General features: G+C 40.2%; 22 protein-coding genes. 11 read left to right on the top strand and 11 right to left on the bottom strand.

Going from position 1 to position 25767, the window contains the following annotated elements:
- Positions 1-112: 112 nt before the first annotated feature.
- A complete protein-coding gene (locus JWG41_RS15245; protein ID WP_205270785.1) occupies positions 113-1651 on the bottom strand; it encodes a methyl-accepting chemotaxis protein in 1539 nt (512 codons plus the stop codon).
- 166 nt (positions 1652-1817) lie between these two features.
- Here JWG41_RS15245 and zigA point away from each other — a divergent pair, with 166 nt between their 5' ends.
- On the top strand, positions 1818-3062 hold the full coding sequence (zigA, locus tag JWG41_RS15240) for a zinc metallochaperone GTPase ZigA (protein WP_205270784.1): 1245 nt from the start codon (positions 1818-1820) through the stop codon (positions 3060-3062).
- Positions 3063-3200: 138 nt separating this feature from the next.
- Here zigA and JWG41_RS15235 read toward each other — a convergent pair whose 3' ends face one another.
- The 8 genes from JWG41_RS15235 to JWG41_RS15200 all read right to left on the bottom strand — a co-directional run bounded on the left by JWG41_RS15235 (position 3201) and on the right by JWG41_RS15200 (position 11959).
- A complete protein-coding gene (locus tag JWG41_RS15235; protein ID WP_232374042.1) occupies positions 3201-3521 on the bottom strand; it encodes a DUF1330 domain-containing protein in 321 nt (106 codons plus the stop codon).
- 73 nt (positions 3522-3594) lie between these two features.
- Positions 3595-4107: a VOC family protein gene (locus JWG41_RS15230; protein ID WP_205270782.1), complete on the bottom strand. Its 513-nt coding sequence runs from the start codon at positions 4105-4107 to the stop codon at positions 3595-3597.
- Between the two features lie 74 nt (positions 4108-4181).
- Positions 4182-4739 (bottom strand): dihydrofolate reductase family protein, encoded by a 558-nt coding sequence (locus tag JWG41_RS15225; RefSeq protein WP_205270781.1) that lies wholly within the window; start codon positions 4737-4739, stop codon positions 4182-4184.
- Positions 4736-6298, bottom strand: a complete 1563-nt coding sequence (locus JWG41_RS15220; RefSeq protein ID WP_205270780.1) for a HEAT repeat domain-containing protein — start codon at positions 6296-6298, stop codon at positions 4736-4738. Before JWG41_RS15220 ends, JWG41_RS15225 begins: the two co-directional genes overlap by 4 nt.
- Before the next feature lie 110 nt (positions 6299-6408).
- The gene (locus JWG41_RS15215; protein ID WP_408611762.1) at positions 6409-7920 is read right to left on the bottom strand and encodes a di-heme oxidoreductase family protein; all 1512 of its coding nucleotides are present in this window, start codon (positions 7918-7920) and stop codon (positions 6409-6411) included.
- 20 nt (positions 7921-7940) lie between these two features.
- Positions 7941-9767 (bottom strand): RCC1 domain-containing protein, encoded by a 1827-nt coding sequence (locus JWG41_RS15210; RefSeq protein WP_232374040.1) that lies wholly within the window; start codon positions 9765-9767, stop codon positions 7941-7943.
- A 206-nt stretch (positions 9768-9973) separates the two neighbouring features.
- On the bottom strand, positions 9974-10651 hold the full coding sequence (locus tag JWG41_RS15205) for a hypothetical protein (protein ID WP_205270779.1): 678 nt from the start codon (positions 10649-10651) through the stop codon (positions 9974-9976).
- A gap of 12 nt (positions 10652-10663) precedes the next feature.
- On the bottom strand, positions 10664-11959 hold the full coding sequence (locus tag JWG41_RS15200) for a hypothetical protein (protein WP_205270778.1): 1296 nt from the start codon (positions 11957-11959) through the stop codon (positions 10664-10666).
- A 226-nt stretch (positions 11960-12185) separates the two neighbouring features.
- On the opposite strand from JWG41_RS15200, the gene JWG41_RS15195 reads away from it, so the two are divergent.
- From JWG41_RS15195 to JWG41_RS15175, 5 genes are read left to right on the top strand one after another with little or no spacing between them, the layout of a single operon-like run.
- Complete coding sequence (locus JWG41_RS15195; protein ID WP_232374039.1) at positions 12186-13487, top strand: imelysin family protein; 1302 nt, start codon at positions 12186-12188, stop codon at positions 13485-13487.
- A gap of 21 nt (positions 13488-13508) precedes the next feature.
- Positions 13509-15035, top strand: coding sequence for a di-heme oxidoreductase family protein (locus tag JWG41_RS15190; protein ID WP_205270777.1), 1527 nt, complete (start codon positions 13509-13511; stop codon positions 15033-15035).
- Positions 15032-16168, top strand: a complete 1137-nt coding sequence (locus JWG41_RS15185) for an imelysin family protein (protein WP_205270776.1) — start codon at positions 15032-15034, stop codon at positions 16166-16168. Before JWG41_RS15190 ends, JWG41_RS15185 begins: the two co-directional genes overlap by 4 nt.
- The gene (locus JWG41_RS15180) at positions 16158-17513 is read left to right on the top strand and encodes an HTTM domain-containing protein (protein ID WP_205270868.1); all 1356 of its coding nucleotides are present in this window, start codon (positions 16158-16160) and stop codon (positions 17511-17513) included. The genes JWG41_RS15185 and JWG41_RS15180 overlap by 11 nt, the downstream gene beginning before the upstream one ends.
- A complete protein-coding gene (locus JWG41_RS15175) occupies positions 17510-19891 on the top strand; it encodes a TonB-dependent receptor family protein (RefSeq protein WP_205270775.1) in 2382 nt (793 codons plus the stop codon). Before JWG41_RS15180 ends, JWG41_RS15175 begins: the two co-directional genes overlap by 4 nt.
- 67 nt (positions 19892-19958) lie before the next feature.
- Here JWG41_RS15175 and JWG41_RS15170 read toward each other — a convergent pair whose 3' ends face one another.
- Both JWG41_RS15170 and JWG41_RS15165 read right to left on the bottom strand, forming a co-directional pair.
- Positions 19959-20849: an LBF_1199 family protein gene (locus JWG41_RS15170; protein ID WP_205270774.1), complete on the bottom strand. Its 891-nt coding sequence runs from the start codon at positions 20847-20849 to the stop codon at positions 19959-19961.
- Positions 20850-20916: 67 nt separating this feature from the next.
- Positions 20917-22188, bottom strand: a complete 1272-nt coding sequence (locus JWG41_RS15165) for a Kelch repeat-containing protein (protein WP_232374037.1) — start codon at positions 22186-22188, stop codon at positions 20917-20919.
- 183 nt (positions 22189-22371) lie between these two features.
- Between JWG41_RS15165 and JWG41_RS15160 the strand changes: the two genes are divergently transcribed.
- The 5 genes from JWG41_RS15160 (at position 22372) to JWG41_RS15140 (ending at position 25742) form a co-directional block, all read left to right on the top strand.
- Positions 22372-23472, top strand: coding sequence for a hypothetical protein (locus JWG41_RS15160; protein ID WP_205270773.1), 1101 nt, complete (start codon positions 22372-22374; stop codon positions 23470-23472).
- Between the two features lie 21 nt (positions 23473-23493).
- The gene (locus JWG41_RS15155) at positions 23494-24273 is read left to right on the top strand and encodes a helix-turn-helix domain-containing protein (RefSeq protein WP_232374036.1); all 780 of its coding nucleotides are present in this window, start codon (positions 23494-23496) and stop codon (positions 24271-24273) included.
- A 101-nt stretch (positions 24274-24374) separates the two neighbouring features.
- Complete coding sequence (locus JWG41_RS15150; RefSeq protein ID WP_205270772.1) at positions 24375-24683, top strand: antibiotic biosynthesis monooxygenase family protein; 309 nt, start codon at positions 24375-24377, stop codon at positions 24681-24683.
- Between the two features lie 268 nt (positions 24684-24951).
- A complete protein-coding gene (locus JWG41_RS15145; RefSeq protein ID WP_205270771.1) occupies positions 24952-25353 on the top strand; it encodes a hypothetical protein in 402 nt (133 codons plus the stop codon).
- Positions 25353-25742: a hypothetical protein gene (locus tag JWG41_RS15140; protein WP_205270770.1), complete on the top strand. Its 390-nt coding sequence runs from the start codon at positions 25353-25355 to the stop codon at positions 25740-25742. Before JWG41_RS15145 ends, JWG41_RS15140 begins: the two co-directional genes overlap by 1 nt.
- Positions 25743-25767 lie beyond the last annotated feature (25 nt).

Here is a 25767-nt window from a genome sequence, read left to right as displayed (position 1 = left end):
AAGCAGGACTTTCACTCAATGATCAAACTGGGGAGGAGAATTACAAATAGTTTTCCCATCCCAAGGCCTGAACGAAAGGGGAAGGTGTTAAGTTAATGGTGTTAGACAAGGATTACTTGATGCGATTTGCCAAAGTCTGGATGTCTTCAATATGTTCCGAAAGGACCCTTGTATTTTCAGCTACAACTTGGACGGCATCCTCTATACTTTCTGCGGCCCGCATCACTTCCTGGTTTCCCAATGACTGTTCTTTGGCAATGGTTTCTAGTTGAGAGGAAAGGTCTTTTAGTTCTTTTTGTGATTCCACAACCCGAGCATTTAATCTTTGTAAGTCGACAAACTGTTCATTAAAATGAATGACCTTATTTTGGATTTTGGACATTTCCTTTTCTTGGTTTTGTGCGAGATCGTTGGCATCTTTCGCCGAGGTATTTCCTTTGAGTAAATCCGATTTGGATTTGAGAATGGTTTTGGAAATGATACTGGCATTGGTTGCTGAATTGTCGGCAAGTTTGGCAACTTCTTGGGCCACAACAGCGAACCCACGACCATGTTCCCCTGCCCTTGCCGCTTCAATGGATGCATTTAGTGCCAGGAGATTGGTTTGGTCGGCGATCTCTTTCATGATTTGGTTTACGTCTTCTACTTTCTGAAAACTGGAACTCACCTCGCTTAAAATGGAGTTTAAGTTTTCCATGGAACCCGTCACTAAATTACTAAATTTAGAAGATTCGTTGATTTGTTCTGAGATCGAATCCATTTCTATACGAACGGATTTGACAATTCCTTCTAAGGTGATACTTTCTTCGTTCAAAGTTTCAATGCGTTTGTATTGGTCTTTGACAAAGGAAAAAGAATTTTCTGTGGATTGAGAAATCTCTGTTAAGGAAGCCGAGATTTCTTCAATAGAAGCCGCTTGGTTTTGCACCAAACCATTCAAATCATTGGCAAAAACTTTTAAGGAAGCCACTGATTGGTTTAAACTTTCTCCTGTTTCTACCATAGCTTCTTTTTGTTTTTCCATTACTTTGGAATGTGCTTCCGATGTATTTTTTCCAAGGATGGCTTCATCCCGAATGGATGTGAGGAGTCCCACCATCTTAGCAATGGCGACAGAGGCCATGATCAGAAAAAAAACTTTTACAATTTCTACAGGTAAGGAAATGGAATAAGCCATTTTATGGGTATCGTTTCGATCCACAAATTCCATCCCTGTCTTTGCGGAGAGAACTAAAGACCCAATTTGCACCACCGCAAGCATTCCTCCCAAAACATAGGTTTGGCGGGAAGAAAATAGAAAACCAGAATAGAGTAAAATAAAAAACGATATAATATAATTCACCCCATCCTTTAGAGCGGAAGAAGCAATATCCAAATCAAGAATACTTTGTCCCCAGGTATTCGAACCAATGAGAATGATATCAATGAAAACAAACCAAAAGGCATGAGGATTCTTTCCTTTTTTTAGAAGGATGAATTGTGTGAGAGCCACCATTCCATAAAAGAAGGTGGTGAAAAGCATCATGATGAGTTGGTTTCTATGCAGAGATCCCAAACTCCCGAGAATTCCTAAAATAAAAATCACAAGGAGGGTGGTACGGATGGAATTGATGGTCTTTGTGGCTTTTAAGTAATAAGAATCCAATTGCATATCGAAAGAATTTGAACTTAGTTCATAAATTGCAAGGATTTCCTCATCTTTTTAAGGTAAAGTCCTAGTTTAAGATTCGCAATCAAATGCAACAAAATTGCGTTTACTGATTGACAGGAATTCCCCGAGAAAACAAATGCAACTATATTGCATTAAGGAAATCTCGATGAAACCAAAAATTCCTGTGACCGTCCTCTCTGGATTTTTAGGAGCTGGCAAAACCACCCTACTGAACCATATCCTTTCGAACAGGGAGGGGCTTCGTGTCGCCGTCATTGTCAATGATATGAGCGAAGTGAATATTGATGCGAGGCTTGTGGCTTCCGGTGGCAGTTTCAGTCGCACGAGCGAAAAACTAGTCGAAATGTCGAATGGATGTATTTGTTGCACTCTTCGGGAAGATCTACTCATTGAGATCACCAAACTTGCCAAAGATGGAAAATTTGATTCGATCCTGATTGAATCCACTGGAATTTCCGAACCCCTTCCCATTGCCGAGACATTTACCTTTGCTGATGAATCGGGTGTGAGTTTGTCTGATCTTGTTCAACTAGATTCTATGATTACGGTAGTGGATGCTCTTAATTTTCTAAAAGATTTTGAAAGTTTGGACTCGCTCAGAGAACGTGAATTAGGTGCCGGAGAAGAAGATGATAGAGACATTGTGGATCTACTTGTGGACCAAGTGGAATTTAGTGACACCATCATAGTCAATAAAATCAGTTTGTTGTCGGAAGAAAAAAAGAATCGGCTCCTTACGATTTTAAGATCCTTAAATGCGGATGCGGAGATCATCACCACTGACTATAGCAAAGTTCCTTTGACAAAAGTTTTAAATACAGGTCGATTTGATTTTGATAAAGCAAGCCAGTCTCCTCTTTGGCTGAAGGAACTCCGCGGGGAACATACCCCCGAAACAGAAGAGTATGGAATCAAAAGTTTTGTGTATGGAAATAGACGCCCCTTCCATCCAACTAGATTTTACGAGTGGTTACATTCGGAAAAACCAGGCCTCGTTCGAGCCAAAGGTTTTGTATGGGTTGCAACGAAAATGGATTGGGTGATCCTCTACTCCCAAGCCGGAAACCTATCTTCTTATAAACCAGAAGGATATTGGTGGGCGAGTATTCCCGAGGAAGAGATTCCGGATGATCCCGATGTATTCGAAAATTTGCAGGCCCATTGGTTGGAACCTTGGGGAGATAGACGCCAAGAGATTGTTCTCATTGGAAGAGATATGGATGAAAAGAAACTACGAGCCTCTCTCGACAAATGCCTGCTCAGTGATTCCGAATACAAAGCGGGGCCAACAAAATGGGCATCTCTCGAAGATCCATTTCCAAACTGGGATGGGATGATTGCAGAATCCGAAAAAAGATCTGAAAAAAACAAAGAAGAATCAAATATTTGAAAGTAGATTCACTACCACGATTCAACTTTCCAAGTCATTTAGAATGTACCTATGGCTAGAAATTTTGAACTGATTAGCGACCTTCGTTGTTAAAAAAAGCGGATTTGATTTTTAACCTTTCGTTTCGTAGTCCCTAACTTATTGGAACCGGTCATATTCGGAAATGATGGTTGTGGATGCAACGGAAGGCGTAAAATAGGTTTCTCTGATTTTTAAATATTCGGGATCCGCGAAGAAACGTTCCTTTGTTTCTTTACTTGGAAAAAAAATTAAGAACACTCGGTTAATCTCTTTTGGATTTTCACTAATGAGTGTTTCCTTAATTCTAAAATCATAACGAAACCCTCCTCCATATTGTTTCAATAGAGGAGTCATTGCCTTTCGGTAATCAGTGTATAAGTCTTCGTTTTTTACTTGTAAACCAACGATTGTTTCATACGCGAATTGAGTTTTGCCCATTGGATTTGTCATTGTAATTTGTTTGTTCGTTTTCCTGAATATTTTTTAATCTTAAATGGAACGATCACGCAAATTAAGCGACGGCTGCTTTCAATGCAGCGATGTCAATTTTACGCATCTTGAGCATTGCTTCTTGGGCTCGTTCGGCCTTTTCTGGATCGGGATGAGAAATGAGTTTCAAAAGAATCTTTGGTGTGACCTGCCACCACATTCCAAATTTGTCCTGAAGCCAACCGCACATACTTTCTTTACCACCATCAGCAAGAAGACCATTCCAATAATGATCCACTTCCTTTTGTGTTTCCACGCTAATCATAAAGGAGACACCCCAACTGAATTGAAAGCCAAGCCCTCCATTGAAGGCAAAAAACTTTTGACCATTCAAAGTGAATTCCGCCTGCGTGGGATTGACGACAAGAAATTTAGATTTTTTGAATATGGATTTATAAAATTTGGCAACTTCTTCGATGTTCGCATTGAACATAAGAAAGGGAGTGATAGTTTGAGTCGGTGAACCAATATATTCTACTTTTTTTACACCAGGTTTTGGTTTTTTAGAACTACTTTTCTTTTTTGCAACTGCCATCTTCTTCTCCTTTTATTTCGAACTGATTTTATGGGGATCACGGAACTGACTCAAGACAAAAATAAGTTTTTTCCTTAAGTCAGTTTTTTGTAATGAAGAACAACCACCCCAGAAGAAAACGTTTCCGAACCAACGAGTTCCAAATAATGACTTTCTGATAACTTTACCGTATCAAATAACTTTGGTCCTCTTCCAACAACCACCGGATGGATCACAAAACGATACTCATCAATTAAATCATGTTTGGAAAGTTGGGAGGCAATGCTTAGGCTACCGGCAAAAATATCCTTTCCCGGTTTTTCTTTCAAAGCAATCGCCTCTTCGATCAGGTTTCCTCGCAGAAGTTTTGTATTTTGATCCTGAGGCTTTTCTGATGTGGTTGAAAATAATACCTTATCAAGTGAGTCAAAAACACGGGCAAACTCATTCGTGATTTCTGACTCTGATTGGTTTTTCGCGATCTCAGGCCAATAAGGCACCATAAGTTCATAGGTAGTCCGACCATAAAGAATCAGACCTGCATCTTGTAAAAGTTTGGTGAAGTATTTATGAACATCTTCTGAGGGGGTCATACCCTCGTGGCCGCAGTACCCATCCGTTGAAATATTGATTGCGAATATAATTTTTCTCATTTTTCTTTTGCCCAGTGGTTCCACTCTTTAGCCGTGCGAAACTTTTGTCCTGTGATCGCAGTTAGCGCATAGTAACTGAGTTTTCGTTTTTCGGAGTCCTCTCCATTCACAAAAGTTAATAATAATGGAATGGATTTCCTGTCCTTTCGTTTGGCGATCTCTTCCATTGCAGGCCTATATACATCGGCATCTTTCGATTTGGTTGCCTCTTCAATGAGGATCCGTGCTTCGTCTGTTGTGATCAATGCCACTGTAGATAAAATTTGCGGAGCCATTTTCGGTCTTTCGGAAAGTAATTCTTTTAGTTTGGGCAAACTGGAGGGATCTGCTATGGAACCAAGAGCCTCTAATGCATAGACCATAAGTTTGGCGTCTCCTTTGTCGAGAGCTTGGATGAGATCCGGAACTGCTTCTTTGGCTCCAAGAATTCCGAGTGCCCAAGCCGAACCATAAGGCCCTTCTGTTGCACCTGATAACAAAACCTTTCTAAGGATGGGAACAGATGCTTTATCACCAATCCAACCAAGAGCTTCGGCAAAACTATCTCGTTCTGGGGTGGATGGTTTTTCTAATAACTCTTCGATCCGATTCCTAGCGGGTTTGAATTTTTGTCGGCCAAGAATTTTTGCCGCACTCCCCCAAGTCTTTGTCTCCTTTTCGTTTAACAACGAAAAAGCGAGTTCAGCCGCTTCTTTAGAGGGAATGGAACAAAGGACATCGGTGGCATAGAGTTTGGTTTCTGGATCATCAGATTTCAAGAAGGGAAAAACTTGGGAAACCACAACAGGGTTGCCAATTTCAATGAGAGCCACCGATGCATTTTCTTTTCCTTTACTGTAGGGAAGTTTGAGCGCACGAACAAGCACATCATTTGCTTTTTTAGCTTTGATTCTACCGAGAGCCAGATAGGCGGCAGCAAGGGTTGGTGATTCATCTTGGGTTTCTGTTAGTCGAATTAAATAAGATTCAGAAGAAGTGACTTTTAATTTTCCGAGTGCCATCGCATAAGTTTTGTCTTTTTCTCGGTCTTTGTTTTTTAAAGCCAAACTTAAAATCTGCGGACCAACAGTATGGGCACCGATTTGTACCAAAGCATCCACTGTTTGCAAACGCAGTGTGGGATTTGTATCATCTAACAAAGAATAGATTCGACTTCCAATAGAAGGGTCTTTCATTCGTGTGAGGGCATCCAAATACACATCTTTTGGGTTTTCAGAGTCCGACCAGAGTAAGTTGGCAATGGTTTGGGTGGAAGATTTGTCTTTTATATCTCCAAGAGCAATCGCAGCACCCGCCCGAACTCCCGGTTCTTTATCTGATAAAAGTTTTTTTAATTTAGGAATGGCAGAACGTTCTTCCCGACTCCCCAATTGGATCGCCGCTTGCGAGCGAGTGAAAGGATCAGAGGAATTTAGATTTTCCAAAAGTTCTTTAGTGGTTTGTTCTTCTGACACAACTTCCTCTACGGCCGTTGTATCATCCTTTGCGGAACCTGGATCACAATTCAAAATGAGGCTGAGGGCGAAAAAAAAAGGAAAAAATTTCCGATACGTTTGCATGCCAGACAAATTTAGGATTTTAAAAATCTGCCTACAAGTGTTAATTCAAAAGACAGGAATGAATTTTTTCATTCCATCCCTGTCTTCTTTAAGGAACTCAACTCAAATCGTTATAAGGATAATAAAAATCGAATCATACTGGCACGATCCGAAACATTGAGTGCTAAAAAGTACTGTTTACTTTTTTCGGCTTCGCCTCCGTGCCAAAGGATGGCCTCATCCAATGTTTTGGCTCGACCATCATGTAAGTAACGAGCTCTCCCATTCACAGTTCCAAAAAGTCCGATCCCCCAAAGAGGAGCCGTTCTCCATTCTCTTTCGCTCGCTTCCCCATCGGCCTTCCCATCGCTCAGATCTTCTCCCATATCATGCAGAAGCAAATCGGTATAAGGACGTATGATTTGACCTGCAAGTTGGGGAATGGATGGACTTGCCGAGGTTACCATCTTTTCCACATGACATTTGTTACACCCTGCAAAGAAAAAATGTTTTTTCCCCGTAAGTATCACCGATGCACTCACATTGCGACGAACTGGCACGGCTACCAATTGCATATATTTAGTAATGGCAGAAATTTTCTCTTCCGAAACTTCAGGACTTCCGCCGCTCACTGCACTCGCACAAGCAGTCTGCGAAGCCGAGCAGTTTTCCCCAGGGAACATAGGACTTTTGATTCCAATATCACCGGAAAAAGCGGCTGAGTTTTGGCGTTTGAGAGTGGATGTATTTGCCTTCCATCCAAACCGCCCTAAAGATTTTCCACTCCCGGTTAGGTCCCAAAGATAATTGGGTCTTCCGGAAATTCCATCCCCATCTAAATCCATAGGATCAGACCGAGAAAGAATGGTTTCTTCAGGAACAGCTTCTAAAAGTCCAAGACCAATCACTTGTTGTGTCAACCGAACTGATGTTTTGTGATTTCCATCCATAGGTCCATACCCGAGCCCACTAAATACCAAATTGGGTTTTCTGAGTGTGTAGGCACTCCCATCATGATAAGTCCCGCTGATGGTATCATATTCCAAATGAACATCTCCTTCTGGAGTGACACCGGCGACTGCATTCGGTTGGAATTGTGAACCATAAACAGGTTCTGGATCATTTCCCCTAGGACCAACACCTAACCGAACCAAGGTGAGAACCAACGGATCTCCATCATCCTCCACTGCCCTTCCATTGCCCACATGACATCCCAAACAAGAATTGGTATGAAAAAAAGGCCCGAGTCCATCCCGGTCAGGTAAACTAGCAGAAAAACCGGCAGTCCATGGAACTTCAAAAACGGCTTGCCCTACGGTAAAATCAGAGATTGTGGATAAGGGAGAATTTCTACCAAATTGAAGGAAGGCGCGAGCATCGGTGACAAAACTTGTCATCGCCCTTCCTCCCGATAACTCTTCTCCATCATCCAATTCCCAAGGTAACCTTGATGATGGACTAAGACCTAGTAAGACCAAACATGAGTCACCCTCACAGAGTTTTTTTTTGTTCGGACAGTTGGATATCGATGTAGAGTTTAGAACATCCGATAATCCTAGATTCGCAGAACAAACGTTCGCATCTACGAACGCACATCCATAATAAAAATAAACAGAAATAAAAAATAAAAGAAATCTGATCAAAATGAATTCACCATAGATCTTTATTGTGGAATGGTAAGAAAGATTGGGGTGGAAGCCGCCCAAGTTTCCTGTAAATCGGATCTTCCAATCGAACCTTTAAAGTTCCAGCCCCAACCGTATAAAGTGCCCGATTTGAGAATGGCAAAATTATGCAAGGCTCCACATCCGAAATATTGAATGTCTATAACACCAACGACAGTATCACCAGGTGTATAAATTTTAGAGGGAGTGGTAACTCCTGTTCCTAAATTTCCACTGGAGTTTGCGCCCCAACCTTTCACGGTTCCATCGCTTAGGATAGCGAAACTCTGTGTTCCATTCGCCCAAACAGAAACTACATTATAAAGACCAGTCACAAGCGTTGGGGTAGGAACAGGATTCGGTGATCCAGTTCCACCAATTCCCAATTGACCACTAGTCGCAAGTCCCCAAGCATAAACAGTTCCATCATTTTTGAGAGCAAGGATATGATCTCGGCCGTTAGCAATATGTATTATACCTGATAAAGAACTCACTTTTTTCGGAGTGCCATTGACTTCTGTGGCAGTTCCGAGAACTCCATCACCCAAATTTCCGTATTGGTCTCTACCCCAAACATAAACATCACCTGACTTGGTCAAGGCGGCAGAATGTTCAGAACCTCCAATGACTTGGATGACATCTGTGGGAAGGCCAATGACATTTACTGGACTTGATGAATAAGTTCCCGCTCCCCCGGTTCCGTTTCCGAGTTGACCAACTGAGTTTGAACCAAAACTAACAACAGTTCCATCTTTTTTTAAAACAAGCACATGGTCAAAACCATAGACACCCATAACAGCATTGGTAATCCCGGGAACTTTTCTTGGTGGATTTCTTGGGCCTGCATCTGCGGCTGCCGCTTGTAAGTCCCCAATATTTCCCATACCTAACTGGCCAACAGCATTCGCTCCCCAAGTCCATACAGATCCATCTTCAGTGATGGCAAGAGAACTGTTCTGGTTGAATCCAATCGAAGCAACATTCGAAATCGTAGATAGTTTAGTAATCTTAGGATTGGTAAGGTCTCCTGTGGAAGTTCCCGTACCGAGTTGTCCAAAATTATTCCTTCCCCAAGTGTATAAATTTCCATTCACCACATAACCAGAGTGAGATCCTCCAGCAGAAATCCGGTTCCCATAATAAGTCAGGACCGTTTTTTTAGCAGAAACTCCTGCTTCATTTGTGCAATGGACTTGGATTTTATTAGCACCAAGCAGTGGTTTTACGGAAATAGGAGAAGTAATTTCTCCCTTACCCACTGTAAAATTTTCTTTTTCCGTTTTATTTTGTAAAACATGGCAAGTTAATGAATCGGAAGTTTTTATATTTAATGCTAAATCATAAGTTTTAATGATACTTCCATCTTTTGGAGAAAGGATTTCAAATTTAGATCCAACCTCTCTTGGGTTTGCAAGAGAAACTAGGAAAATGGTATCCGATACATGAGAGATGTCTTCAATTGAAGGTTCTAAATTTTCAGCAGATGAGATTTTGAAAGTACCGAGTAATTTACCATTTCCATCCTTCACGAGAATTTCATAACTGCCATTCCCAAGGGCCAGTTGCCAAGATCCGGTTTCTGTGGTTGTGGATAGAGATTTAGAAGATCCGGCACTCCTGACACTTGCGGACGTGGCGATCTCCAAACTAGCGTTAGGGATTGGATTTCCTGCCCCGTCTGTCAAGGTTCCCGAAACGGAAGAGAAGTTCAAACCGAGTAGTGCCAGGGCAGAAGTGTCAGTTTCTTTCGCTTTGCAGAAAGTGACAAAGCCAAAGAAAGCGACAACGATCAGTAATTTTCCGAGGATATTTCTTTTTGTGTTCATGGAATTGGTTCTCCTTAGAGGATTGGACGCAGTACTGAAACCGAGTCTCAAATTCAACTAATTTTTTGAACGTTGTTCCTGTCAAGCAAAGAGAGAAAATTCCAAACTTTGGTCGAGTCTAGTCCATAGAATCCGCGGTTTTGGGTAAAAAAAAGAGGACGGTTCGTCCTCTTGAAAAGAAATACAGGTGGTTTGCGATTAGCGAATTATGAATTCGGAACCTGACTTCTTGCCTCTTTCAAGGTAGCAAGTTCACTTTTCCAAAGTTTTAAATCTTTTTCCGCTGAGGTCTTCGTATCCCCGGCCGGCTTTTTGTTTTCGATCCAATACTCTACCATTTGGATTCTCGATTCTAATTCATTGATCTTAAAATCGAAATAGGCTTTTTGAGTTTTTGCAGAAGGTCTGTCGGTCGCATTCGGTTCTTCTGCCGATGGTTTGTCGGACCACTTTTCCTTGGATATCGATGCAGAAAAACTGGCATCCATGGCAGTGAAAGAATCCAACATTTCGAGTTGTTCCTTTTCTTCCGCCTCTGTCATCCGAGTTTTGATTTCGCGAGGAATGTAGAAGTTCTTTGGATACTTGGCCGCAAAATCTCTCCACTCCTCTTTGATCTCTTCCTTACGATTTGGTTTTTTCTCCAAAGCAAACGGCCAAAGTACCTCAGCCTGTGCCAATTCCAATTCTTCTGGATTGGGAGCGTCGGCAAACTCTGGATCATCAAACAATGAATTGGCGTGACTTTCAGAATTCCCGAAATCGGAATTGGTGACCTCAGTTTGTTTCGTTGTTTTATGAGAAGAAAACTTCCATATCGCAAAAGAAAACAAAACTAACAGAAATCCACAAACCGAAATGATACCTATAAACCGTTTACTCATAGTCCTAACCTCTTAAGTAAAGATAGAAACAACCCAAGAAATTGCCTGACCAAAGATATTTTCTGTCAGGAATTTTTTCAAGTCCACTGGGTTTCTATTGAGTGAGTCGTAATACCAAGCTGTGTATTCGCTAACTTGTGGAATGGAATATCCATAACGATTGTTAATTGATTTAATCAATTCATTCGCAAATAGAGAATGTCCATACATGTTCGGATGAACACCATCTAAACCAAAAACTCCGGGTTGGTTAGGAAGTGGCCAGTTGGCCCGAGCATTTCCAGGAGACCAACCAGAAGCACTACGAATGGGTCTTCCATTTTCTTTTAGGTCATCAAAAATCACACGTAAATCAGCCACAGCAAAACGCATAGTTGCTGCTTGTGCTTTGATTTCGTTATTTAACATATTCAGAAAAGTGGAGATACTCGCAACTTCATTGGCATCAAGAACTTGGTTAGGATCCGATACGGAATTTCTAAAGAAGGCTTTGAGTCCTGTGTAATTTGCACGTCCATTTGGATCTTTGTAATTTTCTAGAAATGCAATCGAAGTTACGTTAGGAACGGTAAATAAAACCCCACCTTGTAAACTTCCCATAGCAGACATTCGGCGAAAGAATTCACGGATATCTCTTTTAAATCTTGTTTCATCTAAACAATCTGTTGATGTATGAAGTGCTGTACAAAGTACGTGGTTGGCTCCAGCCGATCCAAATAGGAAAGTTGGTTTTACTTTTTCCATAACTTGGGTTTGTGTTCCCGCATCTCTAAGTCCAAATCTGTGAAACTTATCTGGTTCTTGGCAATCAGCAACAGTCACCCAACGGTAAGTATACCAATACCATTTTGCCCAGTACCATTCTTTCTCTTGTTTGGTCGCAGTGATGTCTTCGCATTTACCGGAAGTTTTAAGAAGTGATGTATATTCAGCCCCAGTAATCCCCGCATGAGTGGGAAGAGAAACTGTGGATGCATTGCCACCAATAATACTTTCCGCAATACAGAAAATTCCGCAGTCCCATTTGAGTACATCTTCTAAGTTTACATAAGGCCCTTTCAGAACGTTGTAAGAAACGGAAGCACCTGCTTGTTTGGAAACCAAAACCGGATAGGCCCAGTCCTGTGTTTTTTTCTCTACGGTAACCCCAAAGAATCCATGGCTTAGGGAATCCCCGACAACCCCTACTCTTTGGAACATTTGGCTTTGTGTTTGTGCAGAGACAGATCCTGCGAAAACCAAGGACATTACAAGCCCTAGTGCTAGTTTTACGTTCATATTTCCTCCCAATCGGAACATTTTTAACATATTTTAAACAATTGCCATAATTTTGTGACTTTTTGAACGAGTGTCAAATAATTTATTTCCGAACCATTGAGATTTTTTGAACGAAGTTCATCAATTCTCAAATCAAACCCGCCTGATAAATATCAAGTGAGAGAAAAATAAAACCATTTGCTCTCTAAACCCCCTTTATGAACGTTGTTTAAATAATAATGAGAATTATTCTCATTTATAAAGGAGAGAACCCCATATGATGAAGTCGAAACGCACTCTTACATTCGTACTTTCACTTGGACTTGTAATGAATTACTGTAGTCTTTTGGAACCAGAGAAAACCGATTCCAATAATATACTCGCAGCACTGGTCTTAGTCGGCACTGCCCCCAACCAATCCGCTTTTTTGGAGACCTACTCCCAAATTGCCTTTCAAAATTATAGCGATGCGTATACGGACGTGGTGGCCTTACGACAAAAGGTAACTGCTTTTACCGGCAAAGCTTCCCCGACTCTCGCGGAACTGAATGAAGTAAAGTCTTATTGGAGACGGGCCAGACGAAGTTACTTACAAACGGAAATCTTTCGTTTTAGTAAGGGACCTATCGACAACCCAGCACTTACCGATGGTGTAGAACTGGAACCTTTAATGAATGCATGGCCTTTGGATGAAGGTTATATTGATACTGTGATCCTGACTGGTACGATCACAAAACAAGGATTAATTGATGCAAACGGAGGGGACTGTGCTACCGGAACTTGTCCTGATGGAGATCCTGCAAAGAATATTTCGGTAGGTTGGCATGCCATTGAATACCTTTTGTGGGGAGCTGATGCAGCAAATAACTTCACACCGGGAACTACAATTACCCAAACCAATTTTACAACAGCCAATGGTAGTGGAAGTGCAGCAGCAAAACGTTCCGCTTATCTTTTGTATTCCACTGAGATTTTGGAGACACATCTCCTACAGTTGAAAAATGCATGGGATCCTTCTCTTTCCACTTCCTATGTTTCTAAATTCAAATCCAGTTCCTCATCGTTTGAAAATATCCTTCGGGGGATTGCTCGTTTCTCTGGTGGAGAATGGGGTGGAGAAAGGATGACAGGTGTGTTTGGTGGGGAACAAGAAGAAGAACATTCTTGTTTTTCTGACAATACCAAAGCTGATTTTTATTACGATGCCAAAGGATTGGATAATCTTTATAATGGAACTTATACAGGTTCTAAAACCATCAATGGTTATGGATTAAAAAATCTTTTAGGAAATGAATCAACTTACATCAAAGAACGAATTGCAACAGCAGAATTATTCTGCCTGAATGAATTCACTGAAGATGTATCTCTCAACCAAGCTTGTAATAGTTCCATCATTTCGAGTCGTTTTGACCGAATGATTGCAACTGTGAACGTATCCGGCTCTGCGACAGAGAATGCTGATTACAATATCTTCCGTTACCAAATCCAACCAGCAGTACAAGAAATTGCAAAAGCTCTACAAAGATCGGCTGCCAGTTTCGGTGTCTCGATTGGAGATGATGGTTTAGTTCTCGAATAAAAGAAAAATAAAAATAGAAAAATGAAATTGAAACACCTTATCCTAATCATCAGTCTCGGATTGATATTCCAATGCAAAAAAAATGATGATGAAAAGACGACGACTGCCCTTATCCTTGCTGCTATTCTATCCTCTCCCCAATGTTCTTCGGGAGATTTTTTAAACGATCCTTGTGAACAATTCAGTGGTGGAGATACTACCACGTTTGACTCCACTGAGTCTGCTTTTGATTTAGAAGCAGCCAATGTGGTGGATTCAAAACGTTCTATTGATTTCCAAGATGGAAATGCAAACTTCAATCGCACCTGGCTTCCTGCAGGAAATTCTTCTGTTGCAGGACTTGGACCTGTCTTTAACAACCGTTCGTGTCAAGGTTGTCATGTCAAAGATGGACGAGGACGACCCCCCGCCGATGGAACGAGTCTTAGTTCCATGCTCCTTCGATTGAGTGTTTCCGGATCCAATCCTACGACAGGCGGACCACTTCCCTTGACCAACTTCGGTACCCAATTGAATACGGAAGGCATTTTGGAATTTGGAACCGGAACCCAAATTCCAAAAGAAGGAACTGTGGTGATCACGTATACAGAGGAAGCGGGAAATTTTCCTGATGGAGAAAGTTATTCACTCCGTAAGCCAAGTTATGCGATCACTTGGAATGTCGGAGGTGGTGCCACTCAAATCAATGTGGCAAATCCCGGACAACCTTATCATCCAACGGACAATGCCTCTGGTAGTTATTTGATTTCTCCAAGAACGGCACCCATCCTTCCGGGGCTTGGACTCCTCGAAGCTATCCCCGAAGCAACCATTAGGTCCTTTGCTGATGTAAGCGACTCTAATGGAGATGGAATTTCTGGAAAACCTAACATGGCTTGGGACACAACACAAGCAAAAGCATTCCTCGGAAGGTTTGGATGGAAAGCAAACCAACCGAATTTAAACCATCAAAATGCCAGTGCCTTCCTGGGTGATATCGGACTCACCACTCCTGTTTTCCCGAGTGAAAACTGTGCCACTGGACAATCGGTTTGTACAGCAAGTCCTTCGGGGAATGGGGGAAGTCCAGAAATCTCAAACGAACGTTTAGCGCGAGTTACATTCTATACAAGTTTAGTCAGTGTGCCAGGAAGAAGAGGTTGGAGAACAGAAGATGTAAGAAAGGGAAAAGAATTATTCATTCAGATTGGATGTTCCTCTTGTCATATCCCTAGATTGAAAACGGGAAATCATTTCATTTCAGAAATTGCCAACCAAGAAATACGACCTTATACCGATTTGCTCTTACATGATATGGGTGACGGTCTCAGTGACCACCGCTCCGATTTCTTAGCAACAGGGAATGAATGGAGAACCACTCCGCTCTGGGGACTTGGTCTCATTGAACGAGTCAATGGTCATGAACTTTTACTTCATGATGGAAGGGCGCGAGGCATGCAAGAAGCCATCCTTTGGCATGGTGGGGAAGGAGAACAAAGTAAAAACAATTACAAACAACTCCCGAAAGAATCGAGAACCAAAGTCCTTAGTTTTCTAAAATCTTTATGAAAGTAACGAAAACCCTATCAAAATTTTTTATCTATGGATTCTATCTATTGTTATATAGTTGCGCCGTCCAATCAGATAAGGCTTCCGAAAAAGCAGAAATTCTCGGATTGGTGGATACGTATTTAAAGACCTATACTACTTCCAGTTTACTTGCTGATATATCAAACAACCTAATCATTCCTAAATATAACAACTTAGACAGTAAGATATCGGCGTTACAAACAGCTGCTGCTACGTATACAGCCACACCCGATGTTACCAATTTAAACCTGGTTCGCAATGCTTGGATCGAAGCAGATTTTGCTTACAGACAAATAGAATGGGCTTATTTTGGACCGGCTTATATTCCTTATAATGTTTATTTATACTTGGATAGTTTTTCCAGAGCTTTTCCCATTGACCCCACATCCATTGAATCAAAAATCACTTCGAATCTAGCACCTAACGGACTCAGAGTGGACGGACTGGATGCCGTGGAGTATTTACTTTTTAAGGATAATGTCGGAACAACGAATACTGCATTTGCCGATACCAATAGAAAAACCTATCTCACAAAACTCATCCAAGATATCAAAACCCAAACGAGTTTACTCCTTTTCCATTGGGATAAATCTAGAACCTCTTCCTTTTATTATTCCTTTACTAATGCAGGAAAAGGAAGTCGCGATTATCCGAATACGAAAGACGGACTGACGGAGCTGACAAACCAAATCGTATTTTTTTGTAATACCATTGTTGATATCAAAATTGCAGAACCTTCAGGATTACGGGTCACAAATTTAGGTGTGAAGGATATCACAAAAGTAGAAACACCGTATGCCAACTTATCACTCGATTCCCTCTTACAAAACTTACAAGGCCTCTCCGATTTGGGCGATGTTGGCTTCTACCGATTTTTAGGACTTAGAAGTGAAACGGTGGTTCCCAGACTCAAAGAACAAATTAAAACCACAAGTGCATCCGTAACTTCTTTAAAAACAAAATACGGGACCTTCCAAAATGCCATTACCACAGGTGGTAGCGACGTCGAACTGATGTTAAATGAATTTAAAAAACTAAGAGTTCTCATCACAACAGAAGTGATCAGTTCCCTTGGCGGCACCATCGGGGTGAGTTCAAATGATGGGGATTAAAAACTTACTCCAACCAGTCCCTTCTCTTTCCCTACATTTTTTTAGGATTGGGTATGGGTTTGCGACTACCATTTTAATCTTCAGATATTTCTATTATGGCTGGATTCATTCTTACTTTATCAAACCCAGCTTTTTCTTCAAACATTTTGGTTTTGAATGGATCCATCCCTTAGCACCTGCTTTCACCTATCTACTATTTGGTGTTCTGCTAATCACAGCTTTCGGGATTTTTCTTGGGTATTTTTTAAGATTCAATCTCTTTGTATTTACGATTGGATTTACATGGTTCCATTTCTCTGATGCCACCATTTATCTAAATCATTATTATCTGATCTCGCTTCTTGGTTTTTTATTATGGTTATCACCAGTGAGTAAGTCAAACCTTCCTCTATGGCAATGGAGGGATTGGGTCAATCAAACAAAACCGATTCCCAAATTTTGGCTCTATGCTTTTCGTTTGCAAATGGGACTCATTTATTTTTTTGGAGGAGTTGCCAAACTCCAACCCGATTGGTTATTCGAAGCCCTACCGTTAAAACTTTGGTTGTACCAATCAGAAGGAAAACTCACATTTCTTGATCCCGTCCTTGGCCTTCCTATTACCGCTTATGCCTTTTCATGGATTGGCGTAATCTTTGATTTAAGTATTCCCTTTTTACTTTGTACGAAACGATTTCGATTCTTTGCTTGGTTTGTGGTTCTATTCTTCCACTCCTTTACATCCTTTCTTTTTCCCATTGGAGTTTTTCCCATTGTAATGAGTCTTTCTTCCTTGATTTTCTTTGCGCCGGACTGGCCCCTTCGATTGATCCATCGATTTTTAAAAAACAAAGTGGGCACTCCCAAATCTAAAGAAGCCGAAATCCAACGGGCGAACCAAAACCTTGACATCGGATCTGAATCAAGTTTTGCCACTGGCTTTCGATTCAAGGAATACGCACTCTTCACCTATCTTCTGTTACAAGTTACGATTCCCTTCCGACATATTTTTTATCCCGGACAAGTGATTTGGACAGAAGAAGCCATCAAATTTTCATGGCAAGTGATGGTCGCAGACAAAGTGGGATCTGCTATTTTTTTTGTGAATGGCAAATCTATCGATCCAAGAGAAACACTCACCGACTACCAATATCGAATGATGACCATCCAACCGGAACATATCTTACAATTTGCCAATTATCTACAACAAAGAGAATTTGAAAGGTCGGGAAAAAAAGACCTAGCCGTGTATGTTCAATCTCATGTTTCCATCAACGGGAAACCATCTAGGCCTTTATTTTCACCGAATGAAGATCTTACGAAAATCAAAATTAATCTTTCTCCCTTAAAAGGACTGCTTCGATGAAGTATCAATGCGTAAAACCAACTCTAGTTTTCTTCTTACTCTTTTCTGCGAATCTAAAGATTCATTCCCAATCCAATACAGAAGAAAAAGAAACAAAACCGCAAAAAAACGAAGGGATTCATGTCATTGGTAGCAAAAAGGAAGACTTAAAAAAAATACCAGGATCAGCTTATATCATCGATAAAAAATATCTCGAAGAAGCATCTCCCACAGATCCCATGGAAGCGTTACGCAGAGCTCCCGGTGCGAGCGTTCGTTTCCAGGATGCAGCAGGCCTCACACCAAACATTGGTTTTAGGGGGGTGAGTAACGAAGAATCTAGAAAAACTCTAATCTTAGAAGATGGAATTCTAACTGCCCTCTCTCCTTATGGACAACCAGAAAGTTATTACTCTCCTTCTATTGAAAGAATGGAAAGGATCGAAATCATTAAAGGATCTGGTTCCATTTTATTTGGACCAAATACCATTGGAGGGATTGTTAACTTTGTCACCAAACGCCCACCAGTTGAATCCACCTTCTATACAAAAAATGTGGGAGGTGAAAATGGATATTTATCTACATACAATTCTTATGGGAAAACTTTTAACTCTAGTTCTTTTGAAGTATCCTTACTCAGAAAACAAGGAAATGGATTTCGGAATTACCAAAATTTCGATGTTACAGAAGGGAACGTCAAATGGATCCAAGATTGGAACGAAAACCATAGCACGACGATCAAATTGGGTTATCATGTTCAGAATGCTCAATCCACATACTTAGGCCTCTCTCAAGGATTGTTTCGGATGGATCCAAAAATCAATCCGGCAGAATATGATGAAAAACAATTGAACCGAGGCCAGTCGGTCATTTCTCATAATTGGAAACTATCTGATGACCATAATCTCATCATCCGTGGATATTTTTCTCAGGCAGAAAGAAACTGGGCAAGGCAAGACTTTTTATCCGGCAAATCTTCGTCAGGTGGTTACCTCAATGCACCACAAGATACACTTCGCACCTACTCCCCTGGGATTATAGGAAATCGCCCCGGAGATACGATTTATATGCGCGAGTCTTACATTAGCCGAGACCAATCCTTTATGGTCGGCGGTGTAGAAACAAAACTCGAATCTAAATTTTCTACCTTGGGACTCAAACATGAAACCGACCTTGGGATTCGGCTTCATGGAGAAAATAACCTAACCCAAACCAACTTAAAAAAAACAGATGATCCCTCAGGATATCTCACAAAAGCCATTGTCCAAGAAGAGTCTCTTGTCACAAACATCGCACAACCGGCTTTACCCAATTTCAATCTCAACAGACAGGAAAGAAAGATCGAATCCTTTGCGGCTTATTTCCAGGACCGGATCCAACTTTCTGAAAACTGGAAACTCATACCCGGAGTTCGTTTCGAAGAAGTGAGACAAAAAGCCATCACAACAAGAAGGCAAGCCACTGCCGAAGATTACCGGTTAGGTGCAGTGATTCCCAATGATGTTTCTGTGAACCGTCGCAGTTCCAGTGAGTCAAGAACTCATATCATCCTGCCAGGAATTGGGGTTACTTATGATATCACAAAGAAATTCATTTGGTTTTCAGGAGCCCATAAGGGATTTTCCCCGCCTACCTTTGGAACTTCATTCAGTCCTCAAGGCAATGACTATCGCCTCAAACCGGAAACATCCACCAATTATGAAACGGGAGTCAGAGGAGATATCACTTCCTATTTGTATACGGAACTTGTTGGATACAAAATGTATTTCCGAGACCAAATCATCAATGTAAACGAAGTTGGTGGAGAAGCAGGGATTCGACCAGCAAACACGGGTTATTCAACCCATACAGGCGGAGAATCTGTGATTGTTTGGGATCCAGCAAAAATGCAAAATTCAGAATGGAGAGTGCCTATCGAATTGATTTACTCTCGCATCGAAGCCAAATCCAGAAGTTTCAATCCATTTCCTGTATCCCAAACCAGTGATGGTAGAGAAATAATAGAAATCCTGCCGGCGTATACAATCAACAACAACCAATACATTTCCACAGACACAACAGGAAACTATTTACCTTACGTTCCCAAAGAAACCATAACGACGGCGATTAGTGTTTCATCACCGCAAGGGTATTATGGCCGGCTGGAATACCAATACATAGGAAAACAATATTCTGATTTGTTAAATACTAAAGATGAATCAGAGGATGGGAACAAAGGTACAATTCCCAAAGTGGAACTTTGGAATACAAGTTTTGGATACCGGTCTCCTGATAAGTGGTCCGTATTTATTAACGCAAAGAACATCCAAGACAAACAATATGTTTCCGGAAGATTGCCAACGGGAATCCAACCCGGGCCTTTTCGTCAAATCAATGTAGGATTCACATTGGAACTATAGTCTTAGTCACAAAAGAATCTAGATGATGTGTCTTAAATTTGAAGATTTTTTTATCCGACAAAAGTCTTTAAAAATACTTTCCGACCCGATCATAATTGCCAAGTGCTGAAATAATGGTTGTTTCTTCCCAAACATCGAAAACGGCACCATTGGCTTTCATATACACCAAAACATCCCCTCGGTCTAAAGTGGGTATTTTGGTTAACTCTCGTAATACGAGCGATAGACGATCTGGGTCTCGTTTGTTTGGAGAAAGTTCTGCCTCTGACTTAAAATCAAATCGTTCTCCCAAATTCTGACAGAATGTTTCCCAAACTCGAATGGATTCCAATATGGATTCCAATCGAATTCTGTTTTCCATTTCTTTTGGCGTTTGTTCGCCGGACTTTTTAATTCCAGATACCATCATCATTCGCAAATAATAATAGAGTGTATGACTATTGAGCAAAATTTTACGAATTTCATTTTCACGAAGATTGGAAAATATTCCCAGCAAAGTCTGCATCGTCATATTCTTTTCTTCTAATATATCAAAATAAGCTTCCCAAGTTTGAGGATCCAAATTGGACAAAAGATGAATCTTTAAAGTGGGATCTCTGTCCATTTCCTCAGCTAGAGATAAAATTCGCAAACTTTGTGCCGAATTAAATAAGGTCCTAACTTGTAAAAAATAGGAATTGGAATCAAAGTTACCCGATAAAAATTGTTTTCCGTATCCAAAATAGATAAACTTCATCAAAAGTTCTGGCGTTAGGTTGTTATCATTCAAAAAACGTCTGGAACCTTCCTCGGAACGAAGAAGCCATAGATATTCAAAAACCAAATCACAAAATTCATCTTCCGCCAACATATGATCGGCTAAAGATTTTAGATCTGCTCCCTGTTCGATGGATTGGAAAAAGTCTAATAGTTCCGTGGGAGATGCATTTTTCCAGAACTCTGACGCTTTCCATCGCATCGTTATTTTGTATGTGTTTTCATGAGTTATGTCAATTGAATTTTAGAAAGATTCAAATTCTATTATATTAGTATAAATTCCAATAACTACTGCGCAATAGATTAGCACATAGTTTACCATTCGTTCGTGGATCGATGACAAGTACTCGATCATCTGTATGTGGAATAGAGTATATCTTTCCGTTAGGTGCCAATACTGCATCACCCCACTTATTTCCTCCAGAAATACCTGAGTTATAGGTGGTGGACGTAAGAGTCATCGGGTCAATCGCAATGAAATCGGTGATATCTGCAGGGATTGTGTAAATTTTTCCATCGGCAGCCAACATCCCACCTCTCCATTTACTTGTCCCACCGCTAGGCGAAGGCCATAAACTCATAGAATCATTCATAGGATCGATGATCAAAAAATCTGAGTCGTCAGATGCCATGGCAAAAATTTTCCCGTTAGGTGCCAAAACTCCATGTCTCCATTTATTGGTGCCAGTGAATGCCTTGGGATTCGGGAGTAGATAACTTCGTTCCGAATAAGGATCTAAGACAAAAATATAATTACTAATGACCGGGAATGCATAGATTTTTCCATTCGGGGCAAGAACGCCCCCTTCCCACATATTGGGTTCTACCAAAGGAGAATCAATGGTTCGGGTAGTGTCTGTTTTGGGATCAATCACTAGGATTTTACTAGAACTCAAAGGAATTCCATAAATCAAACCATTTGGCGCAAGCACTCCTCCACGCCACTTTCCAACTCCTGATTCCGGAGATTGCAAAGTATAACTTTCGTTTGTTTCTGGTTTGATGACTAAAATTTTATCGGAGTCTCTCGGGATGGCGTATATTTTTCCATTTGGTGCCAATACTCCACCTTCCCATTGTGCTGCTCCACTGATTCCAGTGGAAACAACGGAAGTTTCATTTGTATTTGGATCCAAAACTAGAAAGTCAGAACGGTTAAATGGAATGGAATAAATTTTTCCGTTATCGGCAAGAACACCTCCAAGCCACTTCGCCGTACCTGTATAAGGTGGAGTAAAGGTAGTAAAGCTAACACTGGTAGATCCGAGCGCGGCTTGTTTTTTCATTTCCTCAGATACATATTTCCAACGTCGGGGTTGGATGATGGAGAGTGGATCCATATCGCAAATAGAACGATTGGGGGCAACAGATCCGCAAAACTCTCGATCATCATCGACGAGAATTCGCGCGAGGTAAAAATCCTGAAAAGATTCTGAGCCTGGGTCACATCCGTTTTCTAAACCTGGTAACTTACAAGAAAGGAAAAGAAGATGGGTACAAAGACCAAACCAAATCAGGGCTAACGTTTCATGGGGCTTCAAGGGGAGAGATCTCTTCTGGAAAAGAGAGTTCTCATTGCTCTATAAATTGTCAAACGAAAGAAATTTACAAAAAAATCGAAGAGAAATCTATGTTTTTACCAGAGGGGTTCTCAAAATTGTCTCTTGACAATCCATTGGTTAAAGGGAACCATTTGCCAATACTTCTGGTGGTTTTCCTCTTCAATGAAAGTCTATAAACAATTTCCCACAAAACATTCGTTTTCTCACACTTTAAAAGTTATCACTTTAATTTTGTTCACAAGCGTTGGCTGTGCTTTCATAGCGATCCCAGATCCATTGCCGATAAAACAAAACACATCTTCATTGGATAAATTAGGAATCTTAATCACTAAGAAGGAATTAGATCCAAAAGTTATATATCGACCGAAACAAGAAATAATTCTCACTTTGATACAAAATGAAATCATTGAAGAAAATAAATCGAACGAACAATTTGTCCTAATCGACAATTTTGGAGACAAAGATGGTTTCGACTACAATCAAGAACATTTTGGTGTAGAAAGAAAGAATGTATTAGAATTACAATATAGCTACCGACAGTCATCAGTTCCAATCGTTATGAATATATTCGGGGTGCTTACATTAGGAATTTTACCGCTAAAACCAAATTTTGAGATACATGTGACACCCATTATTCACGACTCAAATGGCCAACAAACAACACTTACCAAAATTGAATCTCCAGTTTTGTCGGAATGGAGGAGTTGGTTTTTATTTCCCTTTGGATACACTGAATCCAATGAAAGCGTTTTCCTACAGAACATTATTAAATATTCTCTCCATTCAGGATTGGAAGAAATAAAAGAGAAAAAAATTGCTGTTAGCTCTTACTCAACAAAAATCGACAAACTCAACTTACCCTTCCGATTGAAATTAGTTAGGGAAATTGAATGCGGAGGATCATTGTTATTTGCTTATAGACAAACAATCAACTCAGCAAAAGGTAAAAAAATTTGCAAAACAATCATTCACTTTGCAAACAAAACAGACAAAATCGTAACTTTAGATTCTAAAAGTTTTATCTTAAAAGTTGAGAACACAAATATTTCTCCCATTGAATCCATTCCAGGTCCCAATGGTGAAATGCAAAATTTGAGTCCCAAACTATCATTACAGCCAAAAGAAACTCGCCAATATAATGGAATTGCACTATATTTTTCGATGGACTCCAAATTAGGAATTCCTTCCTTCTTAGAATACAGCGATAAAAATATATCGGAACATCCAATTTTTATATCTGTAAAACCGCAAAAACATGAGTAGTGAGATTCATAATTACCGTTTATGAGCATGGAAGTTTATAGTTTTCTTCCATGTAAAACTTTAGAACCTTACGTTCAAAAATATCTAATCATAGAATCGGAAGGAGGAATCGAGAACCGAATCCTTCCGAATTCAAATCTTGTTTTATCTTTCCAACTGAGCGGAAACTTACGATCCGAAGAAACAAATACACTCTATGACTTACCTCGCGCTGGCATTGCTGGATTTAGAAAGTCACCAAGGAAGATCATCTACTCCCGAAATTCTTCGGCCCTACTTGTCATCCTTACGGAAATCGGCGCTTATGCATTTTTCAAAGAACCAATTTCTGAGTTCTATGGGAAAACCGTTAGTTTAGAAGATTTAATCCCGACATCCTTAGTTCGAAAAATCGAAGAACAACTATTTGTTTGCAAATCAGAGGAAGGGCGAATTTCTTTAATCGAGACTTTTTTACTTCAGAATCGAAAAGATCGAATCATAGATCCGATCATCAAACAAACTTTATTCAAAATCCAAAGCCATAAAGGGAATATAAAGATCAAAGATCTAACACAGGGTCTTCCCATTAGCCTAGATTCATTAGAAAAAAAATTTAAAACCTCGATTGGAACTACAATCAAACATTACGCAAGTCTCTTAAGAATTCAGTCGGTCATAAGATCCCATTCCCGGGAAAAAAATCTAACCGATCTGGCTTACTTAGCAGGATACTTTGACCAGTCCCACCTAAACAAAGAATTCAAACTTTATACTGGTCAGTCGCCCAAGGAGTTTTTCCAACACCCACAAAACTGGTGATCCAATTTCCTTTTCTGATTTTTTACAATTTTTTATCATTAGATTACTGTATCCTATTGTATAACCGGGTTACCGAAACCCCAAAAACATAAGAGGAAACAATGAACCAAATTCTTATCGATCGATTCGATTTCCCCAAAGAATCCAAAGAACCCTTTTTAGAACGAGTGAAAATCAACCGTGACTTGATCAAAACCATAGACGGATTTTTGGGTGATGAAACATACATCCGGGAGGAAAACGGAAGAATCCAGTTTGTAACCATTGCTATCTGGAAAGACCAAGGAAGTTTAGACAATGCAAAGACTTTGGTGTTTTCCGAATGCCAAAAGCAAGGTTTTGTGATGCCGGATTTTTTGGCTAGGTATTCCATCAAAATAGAACGTGGAATTTATAAGCGTATGCCATAAACATTATGATTTTTCTCTGAACATTGTTTAAGCCAAAATACAAAAACTGTTTGGCTTTTTTAAAACAAACAGCGGTTTTGTGAGTGACAAACAAAAAATAGTCATTTAGATACTGTTTGTGCAAAAGAATAGAAAGCATATTCTAAAATTTGAATTAATACAAAATACAATTAAAATTTTCAACAGGATCTGTCTTGGTGTTTTGCTTCTCGTCGTCATCCCCAAATGTGATGATAAAGAATCTGAACGGATATACCGAGATAATGTTTTGATTACTTTTTACATGGGTGTTTTGCCTGGAATGATCGATAATTGTCCAGCGGCTGAGTTTACAGTCGAAAAGGGAGTTGACTATCCTATCTCATTACAAAAGGGAAATACATCTTGGTTTCAATTTTCACCGAGAGGGAATGTGAAACCACAGGAGGAATCGAGAGATTATTTTCTCACCGTCACAAAGGATAGTTCAACTTCGATTCTATTAAAGGCTTGGAGATCTTGTAAAAACTTTTCATCACCACCTAGTGCGGGAATGACTCCCTATACAGAAACACCTACAGAAGTAAAATTTAAAATAGAATATGACTCTTTACAATTTCCAGAGCGCAACCGTTATCATTTAGAATTAACTTCCGAGAACCAAACAACAGTAACCATCCGACAAAACTGATGAAAAATACAAAAAATCACTTTTTAATTGATATCACTTCAACTTTCTTTTCTACACCTATCTTGATTCTATTTTTATTCCTAAGCTCTTGCGGAGAAAAGGAACTCGGAGTGAAACCAGATCCTTTAGTCCAATTATTTGTTATCAATTTTGCGAATGATTATTATTCAAACTCCTGCCAATACCCTTCTTTGGTATTAAAAAAGGGAGAATCATACAAGTTAGAATTAAAGTTAGACGAACAGAAATGGTTTCGATTTTCACAAGAAGGAGTCACTACTAGTCCTTCTTCAGTATCCCACCATTCCTTTTTTATACAAAAAGCGACAAATACGGAAGTATCCTGGATCACTAGCTCAAACTGTCTTACATCACCATCCTATACATAGGACCGAACTCCCATCACGGCAATCG

It is taken from the genome of Leptospira chreensis, assembly GCF_016919165.1.
Taxonomy (GTDB): Bacteria; Spirochaetota; Leptospiria; order Leptospirales; family Leptospiraceae; genus Leptospira_A; species Leptospira_A chreensis.
This window is presented reverse-complemented; position numbering and strand designations above follow the sequence as displayed.